The sequence below is a fragment of the Xanthomarina sp. genome (genome assembly GCF_035306605.1).
Lineage (GTDB): Bacteria > Bacteroidota > Bacteroidia > Flavobacteriales > Flavobacteriaceae > Xanthomarina.
Genome location: NZ_DATGNR010000004.1, coordinates 16,899 through 32,771 on the forward strand (window position 1 = coordinate 16,899; position 15,873 = coordinate 32,771).

The window sequence follows — 15,873 nt, forward strand, 5'->3', positions numbered from 1 at the left end:
ATGTCTGAAACAAAAGAAACGACCCTTGAAATAGATTTAAAAGCATTACAACAAAACTTTAAATATCTAAAAACCCGAATCACCAAAGGCACCAAATTAATGGCGGTTGTAAAAGCTTATGCCTATGGTAGCGATTCTCAAGAAATTGCGGCTTATTTACAAGATTTAAATGTAGATTATTTTGCAGTAGCCTTTGCCAATGAAGGTGTTGCACTAAGAGATGCCGGAATTACTAAGCCAATTTTGGTTTTGCATCCCCAGCCAATAAATTATAAAACACTTATTGCACGTTGTTTAGAGCCAAGTTTGTACAACTTTAAAAGCTTTACTAAATTTTTAGAAGCGGCTTTAGAAGAGAAACAAAATAATTATCCAATACATATTAAATTCAATACAGGGCTTAATAGATTGGGTTTTGTTGAAACGGATATTGAAGAGATAAACAACAAGTTAAAAACAAACTCTTCGGTAAAAGTGAAATCTATTTTTTCTCATTTAGCAGCAAGCGAAGATTTAAATGAAAAGGAATTTACATTAAAACAAATAGCAGCTTTTGAGTCCATTTCAAATAGGTTTATTGATGTGGTAGGATACAAACCTATGCTTCATTTAAGTAATACCTCGGGAATATTAAACTATCCTCAAGCGCATTTAGATATGGTTAGAAGTGGTATTGGACTTTATGGTTTTGGGAATTCCGAAATAGAAGATGTTAACTTCACACCCATAGCGACTTTAAAATCTGTTATATCCCAAATTCATACCATTGAAAAGGGAGAAACAATTGGTTATAATAGAGCTTTTAAAAGCGAAAAATTAATGCAAACTGCAACCATTCCAATTGGTCATGCCGATGGTATTGGTAGGCAGTATGGAAACGGAAAGGGGTTTGTTACCATACATGGAAAACCAGCTTATATTGTTGGAAACGTGTGTATGGATATGATTATGGTAGACGTAACAGATATTGCTTGTAATGAAGGGGATGAGGTTGTAATTTTTGGAAAAGAACCAAATGCTTCACAATTTGCTGAACGAGTGAATTCTATATCTTACGAGATAATTACCGCAATTTCACAACGAGTTAAACGAATGGTTATTAAATAGTTTTGGTTTTAACTTTTTTTAATTAAATTCGTGTAAATACTAACTATTAAAAACACTAAAATATGTTAAAAGAATTTAAGGATTTTGCCATGAAAGGCAATTTAGTAGATATTGCTGTTGCTTTTGTAATGGGTGCTGCTTTCAATAAAGTTGTGGCTTCATTTACTGGAGGAATCGTTTCTCCATTAATTGGATTGATTTTCCAAGCAGACTTTAAAGATTTAAAATACGTAATTACTGAAGGCGTTGTAAACGACGCTGGAGAAGTTGCTGGAGAAGTTGCGGTTCTATACGGTGATTTCTTAACCAATGTAATTGATTTTGTAATTGTTGCATTTGTTATGTTTATGGTTATAAAAGGAGTTAATAAAATGAAGAAGAAAGAGGAAGATGCTCCTGCAGCACCAGCTGGACCTTCTCAAGAAGATTTATTAGCTGAGATTAGAGATTTATTAAAAAAGCAATAAATTATTTTAATAAAAAAGGAAGCAGCTTCAATTTTTTTGAAGCTGTTTTTTTTTATGCTTTTTTTAGAATGTTACCCTAAATTAATTTATAAATTTGCTTGTAAATTAAATAGGTCATGAAAGTAGCAATAGTAGGAGTAACAGGAATGGTTGGAGAGGTTATGTTGAAAGTTCTAGGAGAACGTCGCTTCCCAGTAACACAATTAATTCCAGTAGCTTCAGAGAAATCTGTTGGGAAAATTATTTCCTTTCAAAATAAAGATTATAAAGTGGTTTCTTTGGAAACAGCTGTAGCTATGCAACCTGATATAGCTTTGTTTTCAGCAGGCGGATCCACTTCTTCAGAGTGGGCTCCAAGATTTGCTGAGGTTGGAACTACGGTTATTGATAATTCATCATTTTGGAGGATGGATAGAAGTAAAAAACTGATCGTTCCAGAAATTAACGCCAACACACTTACTAAAGAAGATAAAATTATTGCCAGTCCAAACTGCTCAACCATACAAATGGTGATGGCTTTGGCTCCCCTTCATGAAAAATATAAAATCAAGCGTATTGTTGTTTCTACCTATCAATCTATTTCAGGTACAGGGGTAAAAGCTATCAAGCAGTTGGAAAACGAACTGGCTGGAATAAAGGGAGAAATGGCTTATCCATATCCAATTCATAAAAATGCATTACCTCATTGCGATGTGTTTTTGGACAATGGTTATACTAAAGAAGAAATGAAATTAGTTCAAGAAACCCAAAAAATCTTGGACGATAGAACGATTGCTGTTACCGCAACCGCTGTGCGAATTCCAACTTCTGGAGGACATAGCGAAGCGGTAAACGTGGAATTTGAAAACAATTTTGAAGTATCCGATATACGTATAATTTTAAATAATACCCCTGGGGTTGTAGTCCAAGATAATGTGGAGGTTAACACCTATCCTATGCCAATTTACGCAAATGGGAAAGACGATGTTTTTGTTGGGAGAATTCGTAGAGACGAATCGCAACCAAACACCTTAAATTTATGGATTGTTAGTGACAACCTTAGAAAAGGAGCAGCTACAAATACAGTTCAAATAGCGGAATATTTGATTGCTAATAAGCTTATTTAATAAATGCGACTTAAGTAAAAAAGTCATGTTTCTTTAAATGAAGGAACATGACTTTAAGAACTTAAAAAAATTAACACTTATTCTATAAGTTTACCACTGTTTTTGTGTGGTGCTTAGACCTTGATAAAGGAACACAGCATTTATACCCGTGCTCGGTAAAGTATTAGAATCATTAATAGATGTTGAAGAGTTGTAATAATTATACGATGTTCCAGAAATAGATTTTATACGCATGGTTTGGGACTGATAGATACCCAAGAATCCAGTATTTGTTGTTTGAGAATGACTTCCTTTTAAAACCATATAATTTTCTCCAATTATAGATGGTGGTAATGTGCCTCCAAGATCCATATATCCATCGGAAATGCTGGTGTTAGACTGTTTAGCCTTATTTGTAGTAACACCCAAATTAGAAGTATAATATTTAAAAGCAAAAACATAACTGTTATTTGGAATAGTCATCCCATTATTAATTGCTCCTGTAAAGGCTAAACTACTATCAGAACTAGTTTCTGATGAATCATATTCTGTATCACTAGTAGCTACCTTCGTAACGTTATTTAAACTAAATGCAAGTGTATTATATTCTGCAGCAGTAATAGAAATCCATTTTCCATCTGCTGCAGCTAAATAATTTCCTTTAGAAGTGGATAAAAAGGATGCTATATCGTCTAAATCGTTAAGATTAATAGTAGCCGTGGCACTAGTTGTGGAATTTAAATCAGCAATAGAAATTGTTGCACTGATAACGGGGTTGGTTTCAAAATCGAATAAAGTAGCATTAGCAACTTTTAATTCTCCGGTACTTGGGTTAATACCTAATGCGCCAGCGGGAGTTTGAAAGCTTATGCTAAAACTCAAGATGTTTTTGCTTACTGCTTGAATAGTTCCAACAACGGCTCCATCATTGGGGTTTTCATCAAAATTTGTTACTAAATTTTTTACATGTATTCCCTTGCTTTCTCCAGAATCATCGTTGCTACTACAATTATAAAGGCTCAAAAGAAAAATTGAGATAATTAAGAATCTTAATACTTTCATGGTATTTTGGTTAAATTGTTCATGTTTTAATAGATATATTTTAGAAAGGTTAACCCTTTGAAGAAAAGTATATAAATTGGAAGATGAATTAAAATGAATAACCTTGCCTAAACAATTAAAACTGTTTGAAAACAAGGTTGTTGTGATAATTAAAAGCCTGCCGTAGTAAGCAATTTCGAAATGCCTTAAAAAATCAAAAATGCTGCTTTGTCGGAATTACTGTATAGTTGGTATTGTTTTAGAAGATTTTGAATTAACTATAAGCCACTTTTCTTAAAATCCGAACCGCTTCTTTATAACGTTGGTAGCTTTCTTTACTATAAGCTTTTAAATAGGGTTTGGCCTCATTTAATTTGTCAATAGCTTCATGAAACAGATTGAAATAGCAGATAAGATAGGTCGCAGGTAGATTTTTTAAGTCCTGTTCCTCGTTCTTAGTTAATTTCAGTCCTTTTTTTAATTTTTCCAAAAGCGTGTTGTTGGCATTGTAAATATGATAAAGTGTTTTTATTTCAAATTGTGGCGCTTCAAAAATTAGGGTGGATTCTATTTGATAGTTCATATTGTTGGAAAAATGAATAATGGTTTCTTCTAAAGGATAATATTTATAAGAATTTTGAAACCCCAAACGCACATATTCAATAATTTTAAAGGAATCGTCGTCGTAATAAATAGATACTTCATCTAAAGTAGAATAAAACAGACGTACTTGTTCGTTTATTAGTTTGATATCAACACGTGAGTAAAAAACCTCGTCTTTAACCTGCTTTTTTTGTCCAGACCAACATAGAACGAAGTACTCTTTAAAGACTTTGTATTGTGGATTAAAATCTTTTCTCGTATTGAAAAAATCAAAAACACTGTCTAAAGTGTGCTCTGTATTGTTTTGTGAATTACTTTCAATAGCGGCCACTATACTGGAATTAACATCCTTTACTTCAGTGTCGAATATTTTAGGCATGCTGATGCTTCCATCCCTAAAAAACACCGAGCCTCCATAATACTTCCAGATGTTTTTTCGAAGTGAGGTGAGTTTCTCAATAGATCTTATAGTTACAAGTCCTACAACTTTATCGTCTGGTAAGTGCGGAAACGGGATGTTTTCATACTGCACAAGAGGCGGGTTGGATAAATAAGCATTGATGAGGTTTTGAATTTTACTATCGTCAAAAAAATCAACTCCAATAATATGGTTGTCCTCATCTTCAACCCCAATAACTATATAAGAATTATTTTTTGGGTTGCTGTTGGCAAGTGCACAAACATGTTTCAAAAACTTTGCCTTTCCTTCTTTTTGTCCAATATCAATCTCACGCTTTTTATCATAAAAGCTATTCTCATCGTTGTGAGCCAATAGGTTTTTTATGAGTAAGCGTTTGTTAATCATAACAGTTTCTTGTAAAGGCAGGGGCTTATTAATTAAATTCCTTTTTTACTATAGTCGATGAAGCTTGAGCGGTTGGAAACACCAATAAATCTGCAATATTCACATGCGAAGGTCTGCTAATAGTAAAATATATAATTTCGGCTATATCCTGTGGTTGTAGTGCTTGATATCCTTTATAAACATTGTCGGCTTGGCTAGCACCTTTAAAGCGAACTTGAGAGAACTCGGTTTCAACCAACCCCGGATTTATAGCACTTACCTTTATACCAAATTCGTTTAAATCAATTCGCATTCCCTCGGTAATGGCAAGTACAGCATGTTTGCTAGCGCAATACACATTTCCTTTCGGATACACTTCTTTTCCAGCCGAGGAACCAATATTGATTATATGTCCAGTTTTGCGTTCTGTCATTTGAGGAATTACGGCTTTGCTTACATATAATAGGCCTTTCACATTAATATCCATCATGGCATCCCAATCTTCTAAATTTCCAGTTTGAACTGGATCTAAACCATGAGCATTTCCAGCATTGTTTATTAAAATGTCGATGTCTTTAAAATCTGCTGGTAATGAAGCTATGGCTTCCATAACAGCTTGCTTGTCTCGAACATCAAAATTTAATATTTGGACATCCGTTTGTTTACTTAAAGCTTTTTGTATGATTTGTAAACGCTCTAGTCGTCTTCCGCAAAGGATTAATCGAATACCGTATTTGGCAAATTCATGGGCGGTAGCTCGGCCAATTCCACTTGTAGCTCCAGTTATTAAGGCAGTTTTTTTCATATGTACTATCCACTAAGGGAAAAATTCTTTCTAATTATTATTCGGTTTAGTAATTTATCTATAAAAATACTTATTCATGCTTAAATATTATAAGTATATATTAAATAATTATTCTAGATAGGAGTGTCATGAAGTAGATTGTAATTTATAGATAGAAACCTTTAACAAAACTTTATCTATTTAAGAGGCGACCCTCTTGTTATCTGTAAAACAACTGGTTGTGTTGTTTTAAAAGCCAGATTAGTTGACTTTTATCCTTAATTGAGGTAGGTTTTGGATTATGTAAAAATCTAGAGGGTGTTAATGAAACGTATATGATAATGAACCCATAAAACACATTTATATGAAATCAGGAAAAAAGATTAAAATTTTTATTTTATCAATACTAGCGATTACATTCTTTAATTGTAGCGATAATGACGACAATAACAGTTCAGTAGAAGGAACATCTAAAATATCAGTTAAATTAATGGATAATCCTGGAGATTATGACCATGTTTTTATTGATGTTGTTGATGTTAAAGTTAAGGTTAACGATGCAAATGATGACGAAAATGGTTGGGTAAGTTTAAACGCAATTAATACAGGTGTTTACGATTTATTAGAGCTAACAGGTGGAATAAACGTACTACTTGTGGACGATTTCCAAATTCCTTCGGGAACCTTAAATCAAATTAGATTAGTGCTTGGAGAGAACAACACGATTGTTATGGATGGAGTTACTTATCCGTTGAACACACCAAGTGCGCAGCAATCTGGTTTAAAAATTAAAGTAAACGAAACATTAGTTCCTAATATCCATTACACATTTTTGTTGGACTTTGATGTAGATGAGTCTATTGTGGTAGCAGGAAATTCAGGAAACATAAATTTAAAACCTGTTATTAGAGCAAGTGTTGAAGCTAATTCCGGTGCTTTAAGCGGTACAGTTACTCCAGCAGATTATCAAACGGAAGTAACAGTTAGTAATGGACTTGTAACAGCTTCAGCATATACAGATGCTACTGGAAAATTTACTGTAGTAGGTTTGCCTGAAGGAATGTATACTGTTGTAGTAACTCCAGATCCTGCTTCAACTTATGAAGGATTAATTATTGAAGACGTTGAAATTTCCGTTGGACAAACTTTAGACTTAGGAGTCATTACTTTGAATTAGAAAAACGGTTTTTTTAAATATTTGTTAAAAGAGCGGCACTATTAGTGCCGCTCTTTTATTTTTAACCAATTATTAACAGCAATCAAGCAAAAATTTTAACAATTTGCATCACTTGAAAAAGGATATGATTTTTCGAGCCGTAAAAAAAATAAAATAATGGAAGATACCAGTACAATTGATATTAAGTCAATTAACGAGAAGATTGAAAAAGAAAGTGCTTTTGTTGATTTACTTACTTTAGAAATGAATAAAGTAATCATAGGCCAAAAACACATGGTTGAAAGATTGCTTATTGGTTTGCTTGGTCAAGGACATATTTTATTAGAAGGTGTACCTGGATTGGCAAAAACTTTAGCTATTAATACACTTGCTCAGGCTGTTCACGGTAGTTTTAGTAGAATCCAGTTTACTCCAGATTTATTGCCAGCCGACGTAACAGGAACCTTAATCTACAACATGAAGCAAAACGACTTCACTATTAAAAAAGGACCTATTTTCGCAAATTTCGTGCTAGCTGATGAGATTAACAGAGCGCCTGCAAAAGTACAGTCGGCGTTATTGGAGGCCATGCAAGAAAAACAAATAACTATTGGTGATGAAACTTTTGTTTTAGATAAGCCGTTTTTGGTAATGGCCACCATGAACCCAGTGGAGCAGGAAGGAACATATCCGTTGCCAGAAGCTCAAGTGGACCGTTTTATGCTGAAAACAGTTATAGAATATCCAAAACTAGAGGATGAACAATTAATTGTTAGAGCCAATTTAAAAGGCGCTTACGAAAAAGTAAATCCTGTGGTTTCAGTAGAGCAAATTTTAAATGCTCAAAAAGTCGTTCGTGAAGTGTATATGGACGAAAAAATTGAAAAATATATCTTGGATATTGTCTTTGCTACACGTTTTCCAGAAAAATATAATCTTGCCGAATTAAAACCTTTAATTTCTTTTGGGGCCTCACCGCGTGGAAGTATTAACATGGCAACAGCCGCTAAATGTTACGCCTTTATTAAACGTCGTGGGTATGTAATTCCAGAAGATGTTCGTGCAGTGGTTTACGATGTGCTTCGCCATAGAATTGGAATTACTTACGAAGCTGAAGCAGAAAACATAACCTCTGTGGATATCATCAACAAAATTGTAAATCAGATTGAGGTACCGTAATTAAGTTCCCTGTATTCAGTGGTAAATTATCGGTTTGCTTCCATCTGAATACTTAAAAACTTAATGCTGTTAACTGTTTACTGATACAATGGATACTAAAGAATTACTAAAAAAAGTACGTAAAATTGAGATCAAGACACGCCGTTTGTCTGATCATATTTTTGGAGGAGAATACCATTCTACCTTCAAAGGGCGTGGTATGACTTTTTCTGAAGTAAGAAAGTATCAATACGGTGATGATGTTAGAAATATTGATTGGAACGTCACCGCTAGGTACAGTGAACCTCATATTAAAGTTTTCGAAGAAGAGCGCGAGCTAACCATGATGCTTGTGGTAGATGTTTCGGGTTCTGGATTCTTTGGGACACAAGACCAATTTAAAAATGAAATTGTTACTGAAATTGCGGCTACCTTGGCATTTTCAGCTACTCAAAATAATGATAAAATAGGCTTGATTCTATTTTCAGATAAGATAGAATTATATATTCCACCTAAAAAAGGACGCTCGCACGTACTACGTATTATTCGCGAGTTAATTGAATTTAAGCCTCAAAGTAAAAAAACGGATATTGCTCAAGCTTTAAAATTCTTGTCCAACGTAATGAAGAAAAAGGCCATTGTGTTCCTTTTAAGCGATTTTATAGCTGACGATTATAAGCAAACCTTGAAAATTGTTGCAGGAAGACACGACCTTACAGGAATTAGAGTATACGACAAAAGTGAAGAAGCAATTCCTAATTTAGGAGTGGTACAAATGCAAGATGGAGAAACTGGCGAGTCTATTCTGGTAAACACATCGTCAAAATCTGTTAGACAGAATTACAGCAAATTCTATCAAGAGAAAGTGGCATATTTTAAAGATAGTTTCAGTAAATCTGGAGCAGGTTCCTTAGATTGTCGCGTAGACGAAAGTTATGTTAGAAAGCTATTGGGATATTTTAAAAGAAGAAGCTAAAAGATTAACGATTTATGATTAACGATTTTAGATATAAGAAATGTTCTAGTTCAAGCTTTAATCATAAAGCTTTGAGCCTGTTTTCTGTGTTCTTTGTTTTTTGTTCTTTCGTTTCTTTTTCGCAAGACATTTCAACTTCCGTAGACTCCACAGCCATTAAAATTGGCGAACAGATAATTTATAATATTGAGGTGGAGGTAGATTCATTAGACTTGGTGGTTTTTCCGGAAGGCCAAACCTTTTTACCTCTAGAAATGATTGAATCTTTTGAAGTAGACACCACAAAAAAAGACACCAAATTTCTTCTTGTAAAAAAATACGGTTTAACGCAGTTCGATTCCGGTAAATATGCGATTCCAAGACAAAAAGTTCTTATTGGAGATAAAGCCTTTTTTACAGATTCGTTAAAAGTTATTGTAAATTCTATTGAAGTAGATTCAACCAAACAAGGTTTATACGATATTAAACCAATTATAAAAGTTGAAAAAACGTCGGGAGGTTGGTGGAAAACCCTAGCACTAATAATTGGAATTTTAATTGTAGTTGGAGCTTTGTTGTATTGGTTTATATGGCGAAAAAAACCATTAACCGAAGAAGAGGAAATTGCCTTATTACCTCCTTATGAAAGAGCCAAATTAGCTTTAAAAAAGTTAGACGAAAGTAACTATTTAGAAAACGCCGAACTGAAAGAATACTATTCAGAGCTAACCCTTGCTATTAGAAGATATATAGATGAAAAAGTGTACGATCGTGCCTTGGAAAGTACCACAGATGAACTGATTTCAAGATTGAATCTTTTAAAAGAAGGCAATCAAATAGATTTAAGTACAGAAACGCTTAAAAATTTAGAGAGTATTTTTAAACGTGCCGATTTGGTGAAATTCGCTAAATCTGCTCCTGATATTGAGTTGGCTAAATTAGATAGAAATACTATTGATATAGAATTAGACCACGTTAAAGAAGTGCTTCCAGAACCAACTGAAGAAGAAAAACTTCTAGACGAACAATATAAAACAGAACAACTACGTAAAAAGAAACGTAGAAAAATAGTTGTAACAAGTCTAGTAGCCGTTTTAGTATTGATAGCTGTTTTTGTAGGTTTTGGAATGAAATATGGCTTTGGATATGTAACCGATACCATCCTTGGTAATGAAAGTAAAGAGTTGTTAGAAGGAAAATGGGTGCGAAGTGAGTATGGTGTGCCACCAATAGATATTTCTACTCCTGTGGTATTAAAACGTGAGAATCCAACGGTTTCAGAAGAAATTAAAACGCAGGTAAAAACTTCAGCTTTTAGTTATGGTTCAATACAAGACAATATTCATATTAATGTAAGTACTACAACCTTTGAAAATCAAGGTCAAGATGCTGAAAAGAAAGATATCGATTTACAAATAGTTGCTGCTGAAGCTATCAATAATCTTGAAAGAAATGGGGTTGCTGATATTTTTGTAAAACAAGAAGAATACTCAACACCAAATGGCGCACAAGGATTAAAAACCTTTGGTACATTAAATATTCCAAAATCTAATTCTGATGGTTATTATGAAGGAAATTATGTGTTGCTCCAATTTGTGTCAGAAAATAAAGTGGTATTGCAACAAATTTTACTGATTTGGAAAACAGGGGATACCTATGCAGAACAAATTTCTGAAAGAGTTATTAATTCAATAGAGCTTAAAAAAACAGATCAATAATGTTTGAAGGAATTGAATTTGTAAATAAAGAATATTTCTGGTTGTTTTTATTACTGCCTATAGCTCTGCTTTGGTATATATTTAAATTCAGTAAACAAACGGCCGAGCTAAAAATATCTAGTTTAAAAGGTTTTAAAACTAGGAGTTCAATTTTACCAAAATTAAAACATGCTCTTTTTGTTATACGCTTGTTGGTCCTAGCCTTAATAATTACGGCCTTAGCCAGACCTCGTACAGTTGATGTGTCCACAAGAACAAAAACCACACGAGGAATAGACATTGTTATGGCTATAGACGTTTCAGCTAGTATGTTGGCAAAAGACTTAAAACCAAACAGACTTGAAGCCTTAAAAGTGGTAGCAGCACAGTTTATAAAAGACAGACCTAACGATAGAATTGGACTGGTTGAATACGCAGGAGAGAGTTACACAAAAACACCAATTACTAGCGATAAAGCTTTAGTGCTTCGCGCTTTGAACGATATAAAATACACCACGACTATTGAAGGGGGTACAGCCATTGGAATGGGTTTGGCAACTTCAGTAAACCGGTTAAAAGATAGCCAGGCTAAAAGTAAAATTATTATCCTGCTCACGGACGGGGTTAATAATTCAGGATTTATTGAGCCTAGAACAGCTAGTGAATTGGCTGTAGAGTTTGGTATAAAAACATATACCATCGGACTAGGAACAAATGGGATGGCTTTAACTCCAATGGCAATATTGCCAAACGGAGATTTTCAATACGGTAGGGCACAAGTGGAAATTGACGAAAAATTGTTAAAGGAAATAGCCGATGTTACAGGTGGAAAATATTTCAGAGCCACCGATAATAAGAAGTTAGCCGAAATTTACGAGGAAATCAATACCCTGGAAAAAACAGACATTGAAGAATTTAAATATTACAATTACCAAGAAAAATTTAGACCTCTAGTTTTATTAGCAGGGATTTTATTGCTATTTGAATTGTTATTGAGGTTTACCGTTTTCAGAAGTTTTGTGTAATAGCGACCAGTTGTTTTCCATCTTGTCCAAAGAAACTAAACAACGGCTCTTTAAGAAATTAAATAAGAAAAGGAATACTAGCTAACAAGAAAGTTATGTTAGTTTAATGTTGGAATTTTTATAAAAATGTATCAATTAGAAGAAAAAATATGGTTTTGGGTATTAGCGGTTATTCCAGTAATAATCCTATTCTTTTTGGTGCTTCAACTATGGAAACGCCAAACCCAAAAGAAATTTGCCGATAAGGAACTTCTAAAAAGACTGAGTCCAAATCAATCTCTTTTTAAAAGTATTTTAAAACTAAGCATTATTTGCTTGGCTATAGCTTCTTTATCTATAGCCTTGGTAAATCCCAAGGTTGGTACAAAACTAGAAACGGTAAAACGTGAAGGGGTAGATATTGTTTTTGCTATTGACGTTTCAAAAAGTATGTTGGCCGAAGATATTGAGCCAAACAGATTAGATAAAACCAAACAATTGGTAACCCAAATCATTAATAATTTGGCTAGCGATCGAGTTGGAATTATTGCTTATGCTGGAAAAGCCTTCCCGCAATTACCAATTACTACAGACTATGCCGCTGCAAAAATGTTCTTGCAGAATATGAATACAGATATGATATCCTCCCAGGGAACAGCCATCAGCGAAGCCATAGAACTATCGAAAACTTATTTTGACGATGAGGAGCAAACCAATCGGGTATTAATTATTATTTCTGATGGTGAAGATCATGAAGAAGGTGCTGTAAAAACGGCAAGAGAAGCCTATGACGAAGGTATTAGGATTTTTACAATTGGAGTGGGGCAAACTAAGGGAGGCCCAATTCCTATTAAGCGTAATGGAATAATTTCAAGCTATAAAAAAGATTCTAACGGCGAAACGGTGATTACACGATTAGACGAAGAAAACTTAATAGCCATTGCTAATGAGGCAGATGGTCTATATATTAACGGACGAAATACCAATGAGGTAGTTGAAACCGTTCGAGATGTTTTAAATAAAATGGATAAAACCGAATTTGAATCGAAACAATTTGCCGATTTTAAAGACCAATTTCAATGGTTTTTAGCCTTTGCCCTGGCGCTTTTATTCATAGACATCTTTTTATTAGACAGAAAAACATCGTGGCTAAAGAAGCTAAATTTATTCAACGAGAACTTATAATTGTGTCATTTTTAGTAGTTCTACCTAACTAACAAATTTTATAAAACCTTTAACTATCAAGCGTGTATCCGTTTTATATCTTAGAGGTTGCTAAAAAAGAGATTAGAATTTAAATGAAATATGTATTTGTTTATATATTGACCTTCATATCTGTTTCCAGCTTTGCCCAAGATAATGGTAAAGACAAGGAGGCTTTATTGGCTTTGAAAAAGGCGAATAATTATGTGTATGAAGGCAATGAAAAAGTTAACGACGATTTTGTTGCTGCAGAAATGGCGTATAGAAAAGCGCTTTCAGAGCAGGCTTCATCTGTAGTTGGAGCATACAACTTAGGGACTTCATATTACCAAAACGAAAACTATACTGAAGCCTTGTTCCGTTTGCAGCAAGCAGTAAAAAATGCCACTTCAAAAGAAGAAAAACATAGAGCTTTTCATAATATTGGGAATATATTAATGAAGGAAAAACGTTGTAAAGAAGCTGTTGAGGCATATAAAAACGCATTAAGAAACGATCCTACAGACGATGAGACTCGTTATAATTTCGGTTTAGCTAAAGAATGTGCCGATCAACAACAAGATGATCCAGAAGACGAGAACAAGGACGACGAGAATAGAGATAAGGACCCAGACCAGAATAAAGATCAAAGCCAAGAAGAACAAGAAGAGGAGCAGGAGGAAAAGAATCAAGACCAAGGAGATAACAAGGACGAAAATAAAGACCAAGGCGATCAGGATAAGAAGGAAGGAGACGACCAGAAAGAAAACGAAGGAAAGCCTAATGAGGATAAAAAAGACCAAGGCAATAAAGACGAAAATCAACAAGAGTCGCAACCAAAGCCTGGACAACTTTCACCACAACAAGTTAAAAACTTGTTAGAAGCTATGAATAATCAAGAGCAAAAAGTTCAACAGAAAATGAACGCCGAGAAGCAAAGAGGTGAGAGAATAGAAACGGATAAAGATTGGTAGTTAAAACAGAAAGCAATCATTAAAAAAACATCCTTTTATGGAATAGTGTCCAACAATAAAAAAGGGTTTATTAATATGAAATTTATAAAATACATAACTTTATTTCTAATAGTTTTAAGTACAAGCATAGCTAGTGCTCAAGTTACCTTTGAGGCGAAACTAAGCAAAAAGAAATTGGGTATTAATGAAAGGTTGCGCATCGATTTTGAAATGAATAAAGACGGTGACAACTTTAACCCTCCAAATTTTGATGGGTTTAATGTTGTTGGAGGACCGAATCAAGCTGTTAGTACATCTTGGATAAATGGAAAAAGAACGTATAAAAAAACATATAGTTACTTTCTTTCACCAAAACAAAGAGGGTCTTTTACTATAAATCAAGCCACTATCGAAATTGATGGAGATATTTATAAAACCACCCCTCAAACAGTCGTAGTTACTGCTGCTGTAGATAGACCAAACGATGATAATAATCCAGATGCCATTGCATCTAATAACATTCACTTGGTAGCTGAGGTGTCTAAAACCAACCCTTATTTAAACGAAGCCATAACTGTGGTTTATAAGTTGTATGTGGCACCAAATACAGGAGTCAGTAATTGGAGGGAAATAGATAATCCAAAATTTAATGATTTTTGGAGTCAGAATATAGATATTAAAGGTCTACAGGTGCAAAATGGTACTTATAAAGGGGAGGATTATAGATTTGTGGTTTTAAGAAAAACAGTGCTATATCCACAGAAAACAGGGAAGCTGGAAATAGAGCCTTTAAGTTTAGATATTACCGTAGAAGTTCCAACAAACAGACGAGATATTTTTGGTTCAAGATTAATGGCGCAAGCGCATAAAACAGTTTCAGCAGGAAGCAGAACCATTGATGTTAAACCATTACCTATAGAAGGGAAACCAGCCGATTTTACAGGAGCAGTTGGCGATTTCGAATTCAATGTTATTACTACAAAATCTGAATTAAATGCATCTGAGTCTCTACAGGCTCGAGTGGAAGTAAAAGGAAAAGGAAATTTAAGGTTGTTTCAACTTCCAAAGCTTGCATTACCTAGCTCATTAGAGGTTTACGAGCCAGAGCACGCAGAGAATGTAGTTACCAATTTAGGTGGGATGCAAGGAAGTATTTCAGATAGTTATACCGTTGTACCACAATACAAAGGCAAGTATCCAATCCCAAGTATTTCATTCTCTTATTTCGATTTAAAAACAGAGTCATACAAGCAAATTTCTTCTGGAGAAATAGTAATTAACGTATTGGAAGGACCAACAAATACTACGGCTTCAGATAATAATATTGCCAATGTTAATAGTGGAAAACAACCGGTTGTAGTTAGTAATCAACAATTTGCTTTTATTAAAACAGATACTAATTTACAATCTGTAAACACTAAGTATTTCTTTAAAACTACAGGATTTTGGACAAGCTTATTGTTGCCGCTTTTAGCCATCCCATTAGCTATTGTTGTCAGAAAGAAAAAACAAGTTCGAGATGCTGATGTTTTTGGTAATAAGATTAGAAAAGCTGATAAACTGTCCAGACGTTATTTAGGCGAAGCCAAAAAAGCCTTAGGGAATAAAGATGCTTTCTATGTAGCCTTGGAAAAAGCCTTACATAATTATCTAAAAGCCAAATTGCATATTGAAACTAGTGAAATGAGTAAAGATAGGATTGAAACCTTATTGATAGAAAGACAAGTTGATAAGGCAGTTGTTTTGGAGTTTACCGAAATTCTGGAGAACTGTAATTTAGCACGTTATTCACCTATGACCAATGTGAAAATGGAGCAAGACTATGAACAGGCGGCTAAAACAATTTCAGAAATTGATAAACAAAGTAAATAACGATTCCATATAGACAGCTTCTTAT

The 15,873-nt window shown here is 34.0% G+C and carries 14 protein-coding genes; 11 read left to right on the forward strand and 3 right to left on the reverse strand.

Annotated features, from left to right (window positions below; genetic code table 11):
* The 3 genes from alr to VKY41_RS00355 all read left to right on the forward strand — a co-directional run bounded on the left by alr (nucleotide 1) and on the right by VKY41_RS00355 (nucleotide 2,680).
* On the forward strand, nucleotides 1-1,107 hold the full coding sequence (alr, locus tag VKY41_RS00345) for an alanine racemase (protein WP_500812441.1): 1,107 nt from the start codon (nucleotides 1-3) through the stop codon (nucleotides 1,105-1,107).
* A 62-nt stretch (nucleotides 1,108-1,169) separates the two neighbouring features.
* Nucleotides 1,170-1,574: a large-conductance mechanosensitive channel protein MscL gene (gene mscL / locus VKY41_RS00350; RefSeq protein ID WP_500812442.1), complete on the forward strand. Its 405-nt coding sequence runs from the start codon at nucleotides 1,170-1,172 to the stop codon at nucleotides 1,572-1,574.
* A gap of 116 nt (nucleotides 1,575-1,690) precedes the next feature.
* Nucleotides 1,691-2,680, forward strand: coding sequence for an aspartate-semialdehyde dehydrogenase (locus tag VKY41_RS00355; RefSeq protein ID WP_500812443.1), 990 nt, complete (start codon nucleotides 1,691-1,693; stop codon nucleotides 2,678-2,680).
* 90 nt (nucleotides 2,681-2,770) lie between these two features.
* On the opposite strand, the gene VKY41_RS00360 is transcribed toward VKY41_RS00355, so the two are convergent.
* The 3 genes from VKY41_RS00360 to VKY41_RS00370 all read right to left on the reverse strand — a co-directional run bounded on the left by VKY41_RS00360 (nucleotide 2,771) and on the right by VKY41_RS00370 (nucleotide 5,892).
* Nucleotides 2,771-3,721 (reverse strand): cadherin repeat domain-containing protein, encoded by a 951-nt coding sequence (locus VKY41_RS00360; RefSeq protein ID WP_500812444.1) that lies wholly within the window; start codon nucleotides 3,719-3,721, stop codon nucleotides 2,771-2,773.
* A 253-nt stretch (nucleotides 3,722-3,974) separates the two neighbouring features.
* Nucleotides 3,975-5,108, reverse strand: a complete 1,134-nt coding sequence (locus tag VKY41_RS00365) for an ATP-binding protein (RefSeq protein WP_500812445.1) — start codon at nucleotides 5,106-5,108, stop codon at nucleotides 3,975-3,977.
* A 28-nt stretch (nucleotides 5,109-5,136) separates the two neighbouring features.
* Complete coding sequence (locus tag VKY41_RS00370; RefSeq protein WP_500812446.1) at nucleotides 5,137-5,892, reverse strand: SDR family NAD(P)-dependent oxidoreductase; 756 nt, start codon at nucleotides 5,890-5,892, stop codon at nucleotides 5,137-5,139.
* 343 nt (nucleotides 5,893-6,235) lie between these two features.
* Between VKY41_RS00370 and VKY41_RS00375 the strand changes: the two genes are divergently transcribed.
* From VKY41_RS00375 to VKY41_RS00410, 8 genes are all read left to right on the forward strand, one after another.
* Nucleotides 6,236-7,048: a DUF4382 domain-containing protein gene (locus tag VKY41_RS00375; RefSeq protein WP_500812447.1), complete on the forward strand. Its 813-nt coding sequence runs from the start codon at nucleotides 6,236-6,238 to the stop codon at nucleotides 7,046-7,048.
* A 156-nt stretch (nucleotides 7,049-7,204) separates the two neighbouring features.
* Nucleotides 7,205-8,206 carry an AAA family ATPase gene (locus VKY41_RS00380; protein ID WP_500812448.1) on the forward strand — a complete coding sequence of 334 codons (1,002 nt, stop codon included), beginning with the start codon at nucleotides 7,205-7,207 and terminating at the stop codon, nucleotides 8,204-8,206.
* An 88-nt stretch (nucleotides 8,207-8,294) separates the two neighbouring features.
* The gene (locus VKY41_RS00385; protein WP_500812449.1) at nucleotides 8,295-9,161 is read left to right on the forward strand and encodes a DUF58 domain-containing protein; all 867 of its coding nucleotides are present in this window, start codon (nucleotides 8,295-8,297) and stop codon (nucleotides 9,159-9,161) included.
* Between the two features lie 14 nt (nucleotides 9,162-9,175).
* Nucleotides 9,176-10,858 carry a hypothetical protein gene (locus VKY41_RS00390; RefSeq protein ID WP_500812450.1) on the forward strand — a complete coding sequence of 561 codons (1,683 nt, stop codon included), beginning with the start codon at nucleotides 9,176-9,178 and terminating at the stop codon, nucleotides 10,856-10,858.
* Entirely contained in the window at nucleotides 10,858-11,862 is a 1,005-nt protein-coding gene (locus VKY41_RS00395) for a vWA domain-containing protein (protein ID WP_500812451.1), read from the forward strand. Before VKY41_RS00390 ends, VKY41_RS00395 begins: the two co-directional genes overlap by 1 nt.
* A 126-nt stretch (nucleotides 11,863-11,988) precedes the next feature.
* Nucleotides 11,989-13,026: a vWA domain-containing protein gene (locus tag VKY41_RS00400; RefSeq protein WP_500812452.1), complete on the forward strand. Its 1,038-nt coding sequence runs from the start codon at nucleotides 11,989-11,991 to the stop codon at nucleotides 13,024-13,026.
* A 113-nt stretch (nucleotides 13,027-13,139) separates the two neighbouring features.
* A complete protein-coding gene (locus VKY41_RS00405; protein WP_500812453.1) occupies nucleotides 13,140-13,997 on the forward strand; it encodes a tetratricopeptide repeat protein in 858 nt (285 codons plus the stop codon).
* 75 nt (nucleotides 13,998-14,072) lie between these two features.
* Nucleotides 14,073-15,848, forward strand: a complete 1,776-nt coding sequence (locus VKY41_RS00410) for a BatD family protein (RefSeq protein ID WP_500812454.1) — start codon at nucleotides 14,073-14,075, stop codon at nucleotides 15,846-15,848.
* Nucleotides 15,849-15,873 lie beyond the last annotated feature (25 nt).

Bases quoted from the DNA above. Each gene is read 5' to 3' on its own strand.
- alr (WP_500812441.1), top strand. From the start codon at position 1: ATGTCTGAAACAAAAGAAACGACCCTTGAAATAGATTTAAAAGCATTA.
- mscL (WP_500812442.1), top strand. From the start codon at position 1,170: ATGTTAAAAGAATTTAAGGATTTTGCCATGAAAGGCAATTTAGTAGAT.
- VKY41_RS00355 (WP_500812443.1), top strand. From the start codon at position 1,691: ATGAAAGTAGCAATAGTAGGAGTAACAGGAATGGTTGGAGAGGTTATG.
- VKY41_RS00360 (WP_500812444.1), bottom strand. From the start codon at position 3,721: ATGAAAGTATTAAGATTCTTAATTATCTCAATTTTTCTTTTGAGCCTT.
- VKY41_RS00365 (WP_500812445.1), bottom strand. From the start codon at position 5,108: ATGATTAACAAACGCTTACTCATAAAAAACCTATTGGCTCACAACGAT.
- VKY41_RS00370 (WP_500812446.1), bottom strand. From the start codon at position 5,892: ATGAAAAAAACTGCCTTAATAACTGGAGCTACAAGTGGAATTGGCCGA.
- VKY41_RS00375 (WP_500812447.1), top strand. From the start codon at position 6,236: ATGAAATCAGGAAAAAAGATTAAAATTTTTATTTTATCAATACTAGCG.
- VKY41_RS00380 (WP_500812448.1), top strand. From the start codon at position 7,205: ATGGAAGATACCAGTACAATTGATATTAAGTCAATTAACGAGAAGATT.
- VKY41_RS00385 (WP_500812449.1), top strand. From the start codon at position 8,295: ATGGATACTAAAGAATTACTAAAAAAAGTACGTAAAATTGAGATCAAG.
- VKY41_RS00390 (WP_500812450.1), top strand. From the start codon at position 9,176: ATGATTAACGATTTTAGATATAAGAAATGTTCTAGTTCAAGCTTTAAT.
- VKY41_RS00395 (WP_500812451.1), top strand. From the start codon at position 10,858: ATGTTTGAAGGAATTGAATTTGTAAATAAAGAATATTTCTGGTTGTTT.
- VKY41_RS00400 (WP_500812452.1), top strand. From the start codon at position 11,989: ATGTATCAATTAGAAGAAAAAATATGGTTTTGGGTATTAGCGGTTATT.
- VKY41_RS00405 (WP_500812453.1), top strand. From the start codon at position 13,140: ATGAAATATGTATTTGTTTATATATTGACCTTCATATCTGTTTCCAGC.
- VKY41_RS00410 (WP_500812454.1), top strand. From the start codon at position 14,073: ATGAAATTTATAAAATACATAACTTTATTTCTAATAGTTTTAAGTACA.